At 61.2% G+C, this 13071-nt stretch carries 14 protein-coding genes; 6 read left to right on the top strand and 8 right to left on the bottom strand.

Annotated features, from left to right (window positions below; all coding sequences use genetic code 11):
* Window positions 1-62: 62 nt before the first annotated feature.
* The 4 genes from BLW21_RS06875 to BLW21_RS06860 form a co-directional block, all read right to left on the bottom strand.
* Window positions 63-461, bottom strand: a complete 399-nt coding sequence (locus BLW21_RS06875; RefSeq protein ID WP_092738717.1) for a hypothetical protein — start codon at window positions 459-461, stop codon at window positions 63-65.
* A gap of 486 nt (window positions 462-947) precedes the next feature.
* Window positions 948-1568 carry a 16S rRNA (guanine(527)-N(7))-methyltransferase RsmG gene (gene rsmG / locus BLW21_RS06870; protein WP_092738716.1) on the bottom strand — a complete coding sequence of 207 codons (621 nt, stop codon included), beginning with the start codon at window positions 1566-1568 and terminating at the stop codon, window positions 948-950.
* Between the two features lie 196 nt (window positions 1569-1764).
* Window positions 1765-2379, bottom strand: coding sequence for an RNA polymerase sigma factor (locus BLW21_RS06865; protein WP_092738715.1), 615 nt, complete (start codon window positions 2377-2379; stop codon window positions 1765-1767).
* Window positions 2370-3485, bottom strand: a complete 1116-nt coding sequence (locus BLW21_RS06860; RefSeq protein ID WP_175470887.1) for a glycosyltransferase — start codon at window positions 3483-3485, stop codon at window positions 2370-2372. The genes BLW21_RS06865 and BLW21_RS06860 overlap by 10 nt, the downstream gene beginning before the upstream one ends.
* Before the next feature lie 153 nt (window positions 3486-3638).
* On the opposite strand from BLW21_RS06860, the gene tgt reads away from it, so the two are divergent.
* From tgt to BLW21_RS06845, 3 genes are all read left to right on the top strand, one after another.
* A complete protein-coding gene (tgt, locus tag BLW21_RS06855) occupies window positions 3639-4769 on the top strand; it encodes a tRNA guanosine(34) transglycosylase Tgt (protein ID WP_092738713.1) in 1131 nt (376 codons plus the stop codon).
* 124 nt (window positions 4770-4893) lie between these two features.
* Window positions 4894-5970, top strand: a complete 1077-nt coding sequence (locus BLW21_RS06850; RefSeq protein ID WP_092738712.1) for an LptF/LptG family permease — start codon at window positions 4894-4896, stop codon at window positions 5968-5970.
* A 174-nt stretch (window positions 5971-6144) separates the two neighbouring features.
* Window positions 6145-7068, top strand: a complete 924-nt coding sequence (locus BLW21_RS06845; protein ID WP_092738711.1) for a DMT family transporter — start codon at window positions 6145-6147, stop codon at window positions 7066-7068.
* Between the two features lie 15 nt (window positions 7069-7083).
* Here the strand turns inward: BLW21_RS06845 and BLW21_RS06840 are convergent, their stop codons facing one another.
* The gene (locus BLW21_RS06840; RefSeq protein ID WP_092738710.1) at window positions 7084-7905 is read right to left on the bottom strand and encodes a 4-(cytidine 5'-diphospho)-2-C-methyl-D-erythritol kinase; all 822 of its coding nucleotides are present in this window, start codon (window positions 7903-7905) and stop codon (window positions 7084-7086) included.
* Window positions 7906-8076: 171 nt separating this feature from the next.
* Here BLW21_RS06840 and BLW21_RS06835 point away from each other — a divergent pair, with 171 nt between their 5' ends.
* From BLW21_RS06835 to BLW21_RS06825, 3 genes are all read left to right on the top strand, one after another.
* Window positions 8077-8772 (top strand): sugar transferase, encoded by a 696-nt coding sequence (locus BLW21_RS06835; RefSeq protein WP_317040222.1) that lies wholly within the window; start codon window positions 8077-8079, stop codon window positions 8770-8772.
* A 2-nt stretch (window positions 8773-8774) separates the two neighbouring features.
* Complete coding sequence (locus tag BLW21_RS06830) at window positions 8775-9470, top strand: acetyltransferase (protein ID WP_092738709.1); 696 nt, start codon at window positions 8775-8777, stop codon at window positions 9468-9470.
* Between the two features lie 116 nt (window positions 9471-9586).
* Window positions 9587-10732 (top strand): DegT/DnrJ/EryC1/StrS family aminotransferase, encoded by a 1146-nt coding sequence (locus BLW21_RS06825; RefSeq protein WP_092738708.1) that lies wholly within the window; start codon window positions 9587-9589, stop codon window positions 10730-10732.
* A 225-nt stretch (window positions 10733-10957) separates the two neighbouring features.
* Here BLW21_RS06825 and BLW21_RS06820 read toward each other — a convergent pair whose 3' ends face one another.
* From BLW21_RS06820 to BLW21_RS06810, 3 genes are all read right to left on the bottom strand, one after another.
* A complete protein-coding gene (locus BLW21_RS06820; RefSeq protein ID WP_139255112.1) occupies window positions 10958-12061 on the bottom strand; it encodes a DUF6268 family outer membrane beta-barrel protein in 1104 nt (367 codons plus the stop codon).
* Between the two features lie 3 nt (window positions 12062-12064).
* A complete protein-coding gene (locus BLW21_RS06815) occupies window positions 12065-12517 on the bottom strand; it encodes a DUF2147 domain-containing protein (protein WP_092738706.1) in 453 nt (150 codons plus the stop codon).
* A 226-nt stretch (window positions 12518-12743) separates the two neighbouring features.
* A partial coding sequence (locus BLW21_RS06810) for a transposase (RefSeq protein WP_139255082.1) occupies window positions 12744-13071 on the bottom strand: 328 nt, incomplete at its 5' end.

Genomic DNA, 13071 nt, shown 5'->3' with positions numbered 1-13071 from the left:
GGCCGGCTGCCGCGTAGCGACAGGACCAAGAGGAGGCGTTACCCAGAAAAGCGGGGGTTGATTCAGGCTTGGGGAGGCTGCCAGCACCGGCGGGCCATGCCCGGATGGGTGGCCAGCACGGCCGGTGCCGGGCGGCTGGCGCTGAGCGCCGACCAGGCCGGGGCAACCAGCAAGGCCCACCGCGCGGCTACCGGCGGCAGGAATACGGCCGGAGCCGCGTAGTCGTGGACATGATGAAAGGGCAGCGACTGGTGCTTGTTGGCCCCGCCGGTGTCATGGTGGGTGTGGGCGGCGGCCAGAAAATGGTCGTAGAAGAAATCCGCCAGGTCGCTGGCCGCATGGTCTTGGTTGTGGTGCTGCCACAAAGCCGGGGCTTCCGCCAGTTCCTGCGCGTTGCCGCCCGGCAGGCAGCTCACGGCCAACAGGTGCAGACTTAATAACAGGAGCAACAGGCGCTTCATATCCGGCAAAGGTAGGCGTTCAGGCGGGAACCCCGGAGCCCGTATGGCGGCCAGCGGCGGGCGGGGCCGCCCCGTCGCGCGCCGCATAAAGGTCTCTAACCCGAAAAGCAGGCCTTAGAGTCTGGCGGCATCGAGTTGGTACGCCCCCGTGGGGCCGGAGCTATGCGCCAACGGTCTGTGCGTCGGTACAAAGCCAGTTCTCCCAGCTCAGGGCCGCCAGCCCGGCCGTGGTTACCCTAACGTAGCTCTCGTCGGCGCGCCACTACGTTAGCAGCTGGTACAGTACAGGTGCTGGCGTTCCGAATCGGTGAGAGCGACCCTCATTCTATCATTTCACGAACTTACTTTCACTCTTTAAATTCACTGTAAGCACGGTATAAACACCGCTTATTCATCAGCACTTTGCCTAATTAAACAGGCACTTTGGATACGCTGCGTAGCTCCCATAGCCTCTTACAATCGGGCATACAGAAAGCGTTGCAAACCCTACACAGGCACCACCACTACCTTCTTCGTCTCAAAGAAATCCTCCACGAAGAAGTCGCTCAAATCCGTTACCTGGGCCTGGAGGCCGGACTCGGCAATTTCCTCGGTCAGGTCACCGCCTTTGAGATAGTAGAGGCCACTGTTGGAAGCAGCTTCGGCGCGGGGCTTGTAGCGGTGGGCAATCCAGGTGTGGAAGGTGGCCAGGCGGGCCACGGCGCGGCTTACGATGTAGTCGTACTTGGCGGAGAGCTGCTCGGCGCGAATTTGCTCGGCCGTCACGTTGGTCAGGTGCAGCGTTTCGGCCATGTCCTGAACGGCTTTTATCTTCTTGCCGATGCTGTCGACTAGGTGAAACTTCACCTCGGGAAACAGAATGGCCAGCGGCAGGCCCGGCAGGCCCCCGCCGGTGCCCACGTCGAGCACCGACGAGCCGGGCGCAAACGCTACCACTCGGGCAATGCCGAGCGAGTGCAGGATGTGGCGCTCGGCAAGGTTGTCCACGTCGGAGCGGGCTATCAGGTTGAGGCGCTCGTTCCAGTTGCGAAACTCGGTTTCGAGCTGGGCAAACTGCCGGCGCTGCTGGTCGGTGAGCTGGGGGAAGTAGTGGTCGAGCAGGTTCATTTCTTTGAGAAGCTAGGAGCTAGAAGCCAAGAGTCAGAAGCTGAAGTAAAAGAAAGGCTGTCATCCTGACGAAGGAAGGACCTTATTACAAAAGTCTCCCCGTAACAACGGTTTGTGCTTTCGTAATAAGGTCCTTCCTTCGTCAGGATGACAGGCCGGATTCTAATTCCTGGCTTCTATCTCCTGACTCCTCCCTTTAAATAATTTCCTTTTTGCCTTTCACCATGTCGTAGAGCAGCTCGCGGGCACGGTGGAGCTGGGCTTTTACGGTGCCGAGGGGGGCTTTGAGCTCGGTGGCAATTTCCTCGTAGCTCAGTTCGTCGAAATAGCGGAGCGTCACGAGGCGCTGGTATTTATCGGGCAGCCGCGACACCACGTGCTGCATGATTTCGATTTTCTGATTTTTGATGGTCGTTTCCTGCGGGTTCAGGTTCTGGTCGCGGAAGTCGATGGTGATTTCGTCGCCGTTGTCAATCTTGATGGCCGAGTCAATCGACATCGTTTTGATTTTATTCTTGCGGATAAAATCGATGCAGTTGTTGGTAGCGATGCGGAACAGCCAGGTGCTGAAGGCAAACTCGGGATTGAACTTGTGCAGGTTTTTGAACGCCTTGGCGAAGGCCTCAATCGTGAGGTCGTCGGCGTCGTCGGTGTTGCGCACCATCTTCAGCACGACGTGGTACACCGGCTTCTTATAAATCTGCATCAGCTCGGCGTAGGCCTTTTCGTCGTTGTTTTCAACGGCGGCCCGAATCAGCTTGAAATCGTGCTTGGCTTTGGCGGAAAACTGTTTTTCCTGGTTTACTTCCATCGGAGCGAGCGGTTAAGGAATAGGGAAATTCCCAGAGCTAGGTAAGTTACGAAATACGCGGCATCGAGCAGCGGCAGCGCGGCGGTCGGCAGCTGCCCTTCGAGCCGACGGTTGAGCTGCTGATAAACGGCCCCGACGAGCACGGTTCGCAACAGGCACAAGATAGCCAAAGGTACCCAATTGGCGGGAGAAAACAGCAAGACGACTGCCGTGCCGTAGTACAGCAGGTTGGCCCCGATGAATGCTCCCAGCCGTATCCGGTCGGCCAGCCGGTACTGTTTTCCGGCCGAAAGGTGGCGCCGTTTCTGCCGCCACCACGCGCCCCAGGTTTCGGCGGCTTCGCTGAGCGTGTGGGCGCCCGGCTGGGCCACTACGGCCACTCGCGCCCCGGCCGCCACCGCGTCCTGCACCAGCAAATCATCGTCGCCGCTGAGGGTGCGGATGTGGGAGGCAAAGCCTTTGGTGGAGTGGAACACGGCCCGGGTATAGCCCAGGTTGCGGCCCACGCCCATGTAGGGCCGGCCGCGCCACGCAAACGAGAGGTACTGCGCGCCCGTGAGCAGGGTTTCGAATCGAACCAGCTTGTTTAAAAACCCCGGCTCGGGCACGTAGGCCGAGTAGCCGAGCACCAGCCCGGCCGGCTGGCTGAAGCCGCGCTGCATATACCGCACCCACTGGTTGGTGGCCGGAATGCAGTCGGCATCGGTGAAGAGCAGCCGCTCGTAGCGGGCGGTTTTGAGGCCCAGCGTGAGGGCGTATTTCTTGGGGGCCAGGCCGGCCGGCGTGCTGCGGATGGTCACGAGGCGCACGCCCGGATACTGCGCGGCCAGCTCGCCCGAACCATCGGTCGAGCGGTCGTCGATGAGGATGATTTCCAGTAAGTCGGCGGGATAGTCCTGGCTCAGCAGCAGCGGCAGCAGGCGCACCAGGTTGGCGTGCTCGTTGCGGGCACACACGAGCACCGAAACCGGCTGGTCGGCGGCAGCAGCAGCGGCAGGCTCGGGCGGGCGGGCGGCAAAGGCCCGGAAGTAGTAGACGGCGTAGTAGAGCTGCACCAGCACGGCCGCCAGTAGCAGCCCCAGAGCCGGGGAGTAAGAAAGCAACATAATGGGTTGAGAAGCCGCAAAAGTAGGCATTCGGAGTACCTTTGCAGGAAGAAGCCAGGAGTTAGAAGCGAGAAGACAGAAGCAGGGCCTGCGAGCCGGTTTCTCACTTCTTGCTTCTAGCTCCTACCTTCTGGCTCCTAGCTTCTTCCTGTAATGACCTTCGACCTCCTCACGACTGACCCGCACTCCAAGGCCCGCGCCGGGGTAGTCCACACCGACCACGGCTCCATTGAAACGCCCATTTTTATGCCCGTGGGCACGGCCGGCACCGTGAAAGCTGTGCAGCAGCGCGACCTCAAAGACGACATCAACGCCCAGATTATTCTCGGCAACACCTACCACCTGTACCTGCGCCCCGGCCTCGACATTATCCGGCAGGCCGGCGGGCTGCACAAATTCAACGGCTGGGACCGGCCCATTCTCACCGATTCGGGCGGCTACCAGGTGTACTCGCTCAGCAACACGCGCAAAATAAAAGAGGAGGGCGTCAAGTTTCGCTCGCACGTCGATGGCTCCCAGCACCTGTTTACGCCCGAGGGCGTGATGGACATTCAGCGCACCATCGGGGCCGATATTATGATGGCCTTCGACGAGTGTACGCCCTGGCCCTGCGAGTACGACTACGCCGCCCGCTCGCTCGACATGACCCACCGCTGGCTCAAGCGCTGCATCCAGCGTTTCGACAGCACCGAGGGCCACTATGGCTACTCCCAAACGCTGTTCCCAATTGTGCAGGGTTCCACGTTCAAGGACCTGCGCATTAAATCGGCCGAGTTTGTGGCCGAGCAGGGCCGCGAGGGCAACGCCATTGGGGGCCTGAGCGTGGGCGAGCCAGCCGACATGATGTACGAGATGACCGAGCTGGTCTGCGACATTCTGCCCAAAGACAAGCCCCGCTACCTGATGGGCGTGGGCACGCCGGCCAATATCCTCGAAAATATTGCGTTGGGCGTAGATATGTTCGACTGCGTGATGCCCACCCGCAATGCCCGCAACGGCCTGGTGTACACCACCCAGGGCATCATGAACCTGGCGGCCCGCAAGTGGGCCGAGGATTTTGAGCCGATTGACGCCGAGCTGGGCGGCTACGTAAGCACGTTTTACTCGCGCAGCTACGTGCGCCACCTGTTCCACAGCAAGGAAATGCTCGGCCCCCAGATTGCCTCCATCCACAACCTCACCTTCTACCTCTGGCTCGTGAAGCAGGCCCGCGCGCAAATCCTGGCCGGTACGTTTCGGGAGTGGAAGGACGTGATGGTAAAGAAGCTGATGACTAGATTGTAGGCTGGCCCCAGATTCCCAGGGCTGAAGCCCTGGGCTACGGAGCAGGTTCATCAGAACGCTGAATAGCCCTGGGCTTCAGCCCTGGGAATCTGGGTTGGCCGGCCTCTAACAACGAAGCACTAAGTTGAAGATTCTCGATAAGTACATCATCACGAAGTTTCTCACCGCGTTTTTCTTCACGGTGGTGCTGCTCGTGTCGGTTATCTGCGTGATTGACTTCACGGAGAAGAACGACGACTTCATTCAGCACGACCTGGGCGCGTGGCAGATTCTGACGGAGTACTACCTGAACCTGTTCCCGTACTTCGCCAACCTGCTCTCGCCCATCACGGTGTTTATTGCGGTGGTGTTCGTAACGGCCCAGCTGGCCGCGCGCACCGAGGTGGTGGCCATGCTGGCCTCGGGCATCAGCTTCAAGCGGTTTCTGCTGCCCTACATTATGGGCAGCGCCATTCTGGGCCTGCTCACCATGGCCATGACGGGCTGGCTGATTCCGATTGCCAACAAAACGCGGGTCGAGTTCGAGAAGAAATACATCAAAAACCCCTACCGGTTCAGCGGGCGCAACGTGCACTTTAAAATCGGCCCCCAGGACTATGCGTTCATGGAGAGCTACGACAACGTGAACAATGTGGGCTACAAGTTCGCGCTCGAAACCATCGACGGGCAGCTGCTCAAGCGCCGGCTCACGGCCGAGGCCATCACCTGGGACTCGACCAAGCAGGCCTGGCACCTGACGCCCCAGCTGGTGCGCACTTTCGCCGGCGAAAAGGAAAGCCTCAAAACCCTGGCCGCCCGCGACACCACGCTCAACCTGTTCCCCAAGGATTTCGCCAGCACCTACCGCCTGGCCGAAACCCTCACGCTGCCCGAGCTCAACCGCTACATCAACACCAAAATAGCCCGCGGCGCCGACGACACCCAAGTGTACCTGAGCGAGAAATACGAGCGGTTTGCCTACCCCTACGCCATGTTCATCCTCACGGTAATTGGGGTGATCATGAGCGCCCGCAAGAGCCGTGCCGGCGTGGGCGGCCAGATTGCGCTGGGCTTCGTGCTGGCCTTCGTGTTTATCATCTTCGTGATTTTAAGCCGCAACCTGGCCGCCGTCGGCACCCTCTCGCCCCTGCTGGCCGCCTGGGTCCCGAGCATCGTGTTCACCACCATCGGGGCGGTGCTCTACAAGGTGATACCGCAGTAGATGAAGTAGATTCACGCCCTGTCATCCTGAGCGGAGCGAAGGACCTTCTCACGTCAGCACAACTGTGGCAGCGTTAGGGGGGCCTTTTGCTCCGCTCAGGATGACAGGATGGCCTCTTACCCTCTCCTTCCCGAACATCAAACCCATCATTTCACCCCCTCACCATTTCACCGCTTGAAAGACTATCTACGCCTGCATTTTATCGTGTTGCTCTGGGGCTTCACGGCCATTCTGGGCAAGCTGATTACGGTGCCGCCGGTCGAGCTGGTATTCTGGCGCACGGGCCTGGCGAGCGTGGGGCTGCTGGGGCTGCTGCTGGTGCGGCGCCGCCCCTGGCGCATGCCGGCCGCCGACGTGCTACGGCTGCTGGGCGTGGGCGCTATCGTGGCCGCCCACTGGATTACGTTCTTCCTCTCGGCCCGGCTTTCCTCGGTGAGCGTGAGCCTGGCGGGCATGGCCACGCTGGCCCTCTGGACGTCGTTGCTGGAGCCGCTGGTGCTGTGGCGCAAAGTGCGCGGCTACGAGGTGGCGCTGGGGCTGCTTACGATGGTGGGCCTCTACATTGTATCGCAGGCCGAGCTGGGGCAACTGCTGGGGCTGGGCGTGGCGATACTATCCGCCGGGCTATCGGCGCTGTTCAGCGTAATCAACTCCAAGCTGGTAAAAAAGCATCCGCCCCTGAAGCTGACGCTCTATGAGATGGTAGGTGCCTGCCTGAGCATCGCGCTGTTCCTGCCGCTCTACAGCCACTATTTCACCAACGGCCGGGGCCTGCAGCTGGCCCTGCACGGCTCCGACTGGCTATGGCTGGCGCTGCTGGCCGGCGTGTGTACCGTGTACGCCTTCTCGGCCTCGGTGGAGCTGATGAAGCGCCTGTCGGCCTTCGTGGTCAACCTCACCATCAACCTCGAACCCGTGTACGGCATCATCCTGGCCGTGGGCCTGTATTCGTGGGGCGTGGCGGGCTTCGAGGAAGAGAAACTTTCGCCCGGCTTCTATGCCGGCACCGCCATTATCCTCGTCAGCGTGCTTATTCACCCGCTACTCGACCGTTGGGACAAGCGCCGGCTGCTCAAGCGAAATCCGGCTCTTACGTAAGGACGCAGCACGCCCTTACAACTGCCCGCTCCAGACCGTGTAGCCCGTCGGCCAGTGTAGCTCCGGCACCTGGGGCAGCTCCGGAAACAGCCCGTACACGGCCGAGCCCGAGCCCGAAAGGCTGGCGTAGGTAGCGCCAGCGGCGTAGAGTTGCTGCTTCACCTCAGCCAGTACCGGATAAGTCGGCATCAGAGCCTCTTCAAAATCGTTGCTGACGGTGGTACGCCAGTTAGCCATGGGCTGGGCGAGGCTTTGGCGCAGGTCGTGGCACGGGGTGCGGGGCACCACGCGGGCATACGCTTCGGCCGTGCTAATGTGCAGGTTGGGGTACACGACCAACGCCGGCGTGCCGCGCAGGTCGAGAGCAAAATCATCAAACATGTCGCCCCGCGAGTAAGCAAAAACCGGCTCGTTGCGGATGAAAAAGGCGCAGTCGGAGCCCAGGCGGCGGGCGTAGCTTTCGAGTTGCTCGGGTGGCAGCTTCAGGTCGAACTGGCTGTTGATAGCCTTGAGGGCGAAAGCCGCATCGGCCGAACCACCGCCCAGCCCGGCCCCGATGGGCACGTCTTTGTGCAGGTGCAGCCGCACCGGCGGCAGGTCGAAATCAGTGGCCAGCAGCTCGTAGGCGCGCCGGCACAGGTTGGTTTCCGGCTCGCCCGGAATAGGCAGGCCGCTGAAGCTAAGGCTGGTTTCGGCCCCGGCAGGGGCGGGTAGCACCTCGAAGGCGTCGCACCAAGGCAGCGGCACAAACACCGATTCGAGGTTGCGGAATCCGTCGGGCCGGAGGCTGGTGATGTAGAGGCCCAGGTTGAGCTTGGCGTTAGGAAAGACGAGCATTTCATTGGAGCTGTTAGCTGCTAGCTATTAGCTGTTAGCTTTGGGATTGAAACGGTATGCAATATTCGAAGTTCTGGCAGGAATCCGCAGTTTTCAGGTTATAAACAACTGCTGGCCCTATATTCCGATACGTTACGGCCACCCTTTTCATCCCATCCACCCCACCACGCCTTGGCTCGCCCAACGAAAGCTAACAGCTATCAGCTACCAGCTAACAGCTCCGCAACCAGCTGGTATGCCCGCCGCGGCAAGCGCCTGCTCGATGTGGCGCTGGCTGCCCCGGCTCTGCTGCTGGCCGCGCCGCTGCTGCTGCCGGTGGCCCTGGCGCTGGCCGTCCAGAACGGCGGGCCGTGGTTGTTCCGCCAGCCCCGGCCGGGGTACCAGGGTCGGGTATTCAACTTCTACAAGCTCCAGACCATGCCCGACCGCCACGATGCCAGCGGCCAGCTGCTGCCCGATGCAGCCCGGCTGCCGCGGCTGGGCCGCTGGGTACGGGCGACCTCCCTCGACGAGCTCCCCCAGCTCTGGAACGTGCTGAGCGGCGAGCTGAGCCTGGTGGGCCCGCGGCCGCTGCTGGTGCAGTATCTGCCGCTGTATTCGCCCGAGCAGGCCCGCCGCCATACGGTGCGCCCCGGTATTACGGGCTGGGCCCAGGTGAACGGCCGCAATGCCCTGAGCTGGGAACAAAAGTTTGCGTTTGACGTCTGGTACGTCGAACACCTTTCTTTCTGGCTGGATTTGCGCATTTTGGGGCGCACCGTGGCCCGGGTGCTCGGCGCGCGCGGTATTGCCGCCCCCGGCCAGGCTACGGCCACGGCCTTCACCGGCACACCGGCTTCTTCTTCTGATTTCAATTCTCCCAGCTAACTGTGCAACTTTCCAACAGCGCCGCCACACCGGTCCCTTCGGCCCCACCCCAACCCGAAACGCCGCGTCGGCTGGCCATTTTCGGGGCCGGCGGACTGGGCCGCGAGGTGCTGGTACTGCTGCGGCAGCTTAACGCCGTGGCCCCCGCCTGGGACCTGGTGGGCTTCTACGACGACCAGCCGCCCGCCACCGACCTTATTCATGGCCTGCGCTACCTTGGCACAGCCGCCGACCTGAACGCCACGCCCGAGCCGCTGGCCGTGGCCGTAGCCGTGGGCAGCAGCGCCAGCCGGGCAGCCGTGGTGGCCCGCCTCACCTCGCCGCAACTCCACTTCCCCGTCCTCATTCATCCTGGCGTCAGCACCGAATCATTCCAGCACCTGCAGATTGGAGCCGGCTGCATTATCACGCAGGGCTGCATTCTTACCACCGATATCCGCCTGGGCCGCCATGTGCTGCTAAACCTGGGCGGCACCGTGGGCCACGATGCCGTGCTGGACGACTTCTGCTCGCTGATGCCCCACGCCAACGTAGGCGGCGGCGCCCACCTTGAAGCCGGCGCCTACCTGGGCACCAATGCCACGGTACTCCAGCAAGTCCGCATTGGGGCCCGCACGGTGCTTGGAGCCGGGGCCGTAGCCATCCGCAACCTACCCGCCGACTGCACGGCCGTGGGCGTGCCGGCCCGGATCGTGTAGCGCGAAATGTAGCGCGAAGCTCCAGCTTCGCGTATCGTTGCTGACTACCAAACAACGTCGTTCAACGGCACGCGAAGCTGGAGCTTCGCACTACAACCTCCGCCAGAAAACCACCTATGAACAGCCAGGATTACGACCGACTATACCTCTCCCCCCCCCACCTCGGCCGCCACGAGCTCAACTACCTGCACAAGGCCATCGAGGATAACTGGGTGGCTCCGGTCGGCCCCAACCTCGACGGTTTCGAGCAGGACGTATGCGCCTTTACCGGTGCGCAGCACGCGCTGGCCCTCAACTCGGGCACGGCCGCCATCCACCTCGGGTTGCGGCTGCTGGGTGTAGGGCCGGGTGATGAAGTGCTGTGCCCCTCGTTCACGTTCGTGGCCACGGCCAACCCCATCACCTACCTCGGGGCCACGCCGGTATTTATCGACAGCGAAGCCGAAACCTGGAACATGTGCCCCAACCGGCTGCGTGAGGCCCTGGAAGACCGCCGCCGCCAGAACCGCCAGCCCCGCGCCCTCATCGTGGTGCATCTGTACGGCATGCCCTGCCGGCTGCGCGAAATTCTGGCGCTGGCCGAAGAGTTCGGCGTGCCGGTGCTCGAAGATGCGGCCGAAGCCCTGGGCTCTACCTACGAAGGCCGGCCGCTGGGCTCGTTCGGAGCCGTGGGCGTGTTTTCCTTCAATGGCAACAAAATCCTGACGACCAGCGGCGGCGGCATGCTCGTGACCAACAACGCCGCTTGGGCTGCCAAAGCCCGCGCTTGGTCTGCCCAGGCCCGCGACGACGCACCTCACTACCAGCACTCGGAGTTGGGCTACAACTACCGCCTCAGCAACCTGCTCGCGGGCATCGGCCGGGGCCAGATGGGCCTGCTGGATGACCGCGTGAAGAAGCGCCGCGAAATTTACGCCTGGTATCAGGACAAGCTCCAGGGCCTGCCCGGCTTGTCCTTCGGCCCCGCCGAGCCGGCCGGGGGGCGCTCCAACCGCTGGCTCAGCTGCCTGCTCCTCAGCCCGGCCGAAACCAGTATTACGCCCGAACAACTGCGCCTGCACCTCGAAACCCACAACGTGGAAAGCCGCCCGCTCTGGAAACCGCTGCACCTGCAGCCACTTTTCGCCGGCGTGCCTGTATTCGGCGGCGCAGTTTGTACCGATTTATTTACCCGCGGCATCTGTCTGCCCTCCGGCTCGGCCATGACGGAAACCCACTTGCGGCGCGTGGCCGACGCCGTACGCGAATTGATACCCGTCTAAATTCAGCACAACCTGCCGATGGATAGCACATAAGGTTCCATCGGCAGTTCTAAGAGTACAAGTTCTCTTTTCAGGGGTATATCCAGAACATGGTGGGTATATTTCTGACCGCCGCCAGCGGGCGCGCAGAAGGGCCACGCCCGTTGCAGCAGGCGTGGCCCGAAACCAGCTCCACATGCGGAAAATGTGTTGTCAGCTGGAATAGAAGTTAGCGGAGCCGCAGGGCTAAGGGCTAACCAGATTGATACTCAGGTTGAAGTAGAGCGGGTTGGTCAGTGTGTTGGTGAACACCGGGTTGTCGTTCCCTTCCGGGTTTTGGGTACTGAAGGCGTCGAAGCGGTAGTTATAGCGGTAGCCTGCCTGCGCCGAGAGCCACACGAATCCGGTGAGCTTGCGCTCGTAGGTGAGGCGCGGCTTCAGCTCGCCCCGGCGCAGGTACATGTCCTGCCCGTTAACCGACCCGAGGTAGTAGGCGTTGCCCTCTATCTCGTAGCCGAGCATGAGCAGCGAATTTGCCCCGAAGCTGCGGCGCAGGTTCACGCGGGCCGGGAAAATAGCCTCTACCCCCCACTTAGGGCTGAAGGTGCGGAAATAGTACACCACCGGAATATGCAGCAGCTGTCCGGCCCGGTAGGTGCGCGTAACGCCCAGCCCCCACATGTAGCTTTCGGTCGGTTTCCAGCCGTAAATAGCCGTGCCGCTGTACGTAAGTCCTTTGCTGCTCACATCGTCGAAGTTGCGGTAGGTTCCGTTCAGGTCGATGTTGCCCTGCACCAGCAGGTAGTTCTTCTCATTGAGGGGCCGAAAAACCGTAGCGTTGAAGCCTGTTGAACGCAGCCCCCTGTTCAGCCCGGTAAACAGCGACGAAGTACGGGGATTATTGATGTTCACGTCCGTATTCCAGTACGTGAGGCCCAAGTTCAAAATCAGCTTCGAGTTAGAAATAACCGGCGCGTTGAAGCCCAGCCGCAGTCCCCCGAAACGGTTTACCCGCTCATCCAACTCGGTGGAGGCCGTCGGTTCGGAGCCAGTCGGGTTAGGTTCGGGGCGGGGCACGAACAGCTGGCGGTGCGGACCTACCGAGTTGAAGTCGAAGTGCCCCTGTCCTTCATAGCCCACCGAAATGAGTTTGGTGGGGCTTTGCAACAGCACCTTCTGGCTGGCGTAGGGGCGGTTGGCGCTGGCATCGGCATTGCCAAAGCTGCTAAAGTCCTCAACGTCCAACGAGTCGGAGGGAGTGGGTAGGTCCTGGGCACAGACCGGCGCGGCGAATACAGAACCCAGGACCAACAAGGCCCCGGGCAGCAGGAAGTGGAAGAGAGGCTGCATCGATTACTTCTTTACCTGCCGCTTCCAAACGTCGGTGCGGCCGAAAAGCGACACACCGATAAAGCCGCGTACTTCCAGCGTATTGGGGTCCACGAGCGTCATCTCGCAGGAGTAGTCGCTGCCGTTTTTGGGGTCATAAATGTTGCCAGCTTCCCATTTATTGTCGCCGGCATAGGTGAAGCTGCGCATGTTCACAAGGCCTTTCAGGGGCTTTTTGCGGGCCGCTTCATCGGGGTTGTTGACATCAGTGCGGGGGGTACCATCGGGGTTGTTGGGCACTTTCAGCCACACCAGCCGACCAAAGTACTTATCGCCGCTTTTGTAAATCTGAATCATGCCCGTGCCCTCCCCGTTTTTCCACACGCCCACTACGGCATCGGGATTATCAGCCAGGGCTGCGACGGCGCTAAACAGGCAGACAAATAGGATTAACAGGCTCTTTTTGAACTGGTTCATAGGAAGTTGGAAATGAGATAGAACGGCTAAAAGTATCATATGCAGATTCAAAATCAAAGCAATACTATCTTTAAAAGTAGTTTTAATACTATTTTAATCCACACGTTTTCTTTAAGCACCTCTGCCTGTGCTCATTGCCTTGAAAAACAACCTATTACACTCCTATCTGCGCAGTTAGCACCACTCCGTTACCGGGTCAACCGGTTATACTAGACTGTGTGGACAGTCATCGGAGCCAATCGAGGGCGGCGAGCAGGTGAGCGCCGGCTAAGAAGCAGGTGGCGGTTTTCTCGTAGCGGGTGGCAAAGCCCCGCGCCTCCTTAAGCCGGCCAAAGAAGCGTTCGACTTTGTTGCGGTCCGCATACAGGTTCTCATCATAGGCCCGCTGGTCTATCCGGTTGGCCTTAGGCGGAATCACGGCTTGCGCGTGTTGCCCGGCCACAGCCGCTAGCACGGCGTTCGTGTCGTAGGCCTTATCGGCCACCACAGCGCCGGGCTTTTCGGGCAGGGCGGCCAGCAGTTCCGGTAGCACGGTGCAATCGGCTTGTTCACCT

Origin of the sequence: Hymenobacter psychrophilus, assembly GCF_900107135.1 — a bacterium.
In the GTDB taxonomy this organism is placed as follows: Bacteria; Bacteroidota; Bacteroidia; order Cytophagales; family Hymenobacteraceae; genus Hymenobacter; species Hymenobacter psychrophilus.
This window is presented reverse-complemented; position numbering and strand designations above follow the sequence as displayed.

Bases quoted from the DNA above. Each gene is read 5' to 3' on its own strand.
- BLW21_RS06875 (WP_092738717.1), bottom strand. From the start codon at position 461: ATGAAGCGCCTGTTGCTCCTGTTATTAAGTCTGCACCTGTTGGCCGTG.
- rsmG (WP_092738716.1), bottom strand. From the start codon at position 1,568: ATGAACCTGCTCGACCACTACTTCCCCCAGCTCACCGACCAGCAGCGC.
- BLW21_RS06865 (WP_092738715.1), bottom strand. From the start codon at position 2,379: ATGGAAGTAAACCAGGAAAAACAGTTTTCCGCCAAAGCCAAGCACGAT.
- BLW21_RS06860 (WP_175470887.1), bottom strand. From the start codon at position 3,485: ATGTTGCTTTCTTACTCCCCGGCTCTGGGGCTGCTACTGGCGGCCGTG.
- tgt (WP_092738713.1), top strand. From the start codon at position 3,639: ATGACCTTCGACCTCCTCACGACTGACCCGCACTCCAAGGCCCGCGCC.
- BLW21_RS06840 (WP_092738710.1), bottom strand. From the start codon at position 7,905: ATGCTCGTCTTTCCTAACGCCAAGCTCAACCTGGGCCTCTACATCACC.
- BLW21_RS06825 (WP_092738708.1), top strand. From the start codon at position 9,587: ATGAACAGCCAGGATTACGACCGACTATACCTCTCCCCCCCCCACCTC.
- BLW21_RS06820 (WP_139255112.1), bottom strand. From the start codon at position 12,061: ATGCAGCCTCTCTTCCACTTCCTGCTGCCCGGGGCCTTGTTGGTCCTG.
- BLW21_RS06815 (WP_092738706.1), bottom strand. From the start codon at position 12,517: ATGAACCAGTTCAAAAAGAGCCTGTTAATCCTATTTGTCTGCCTGTTT.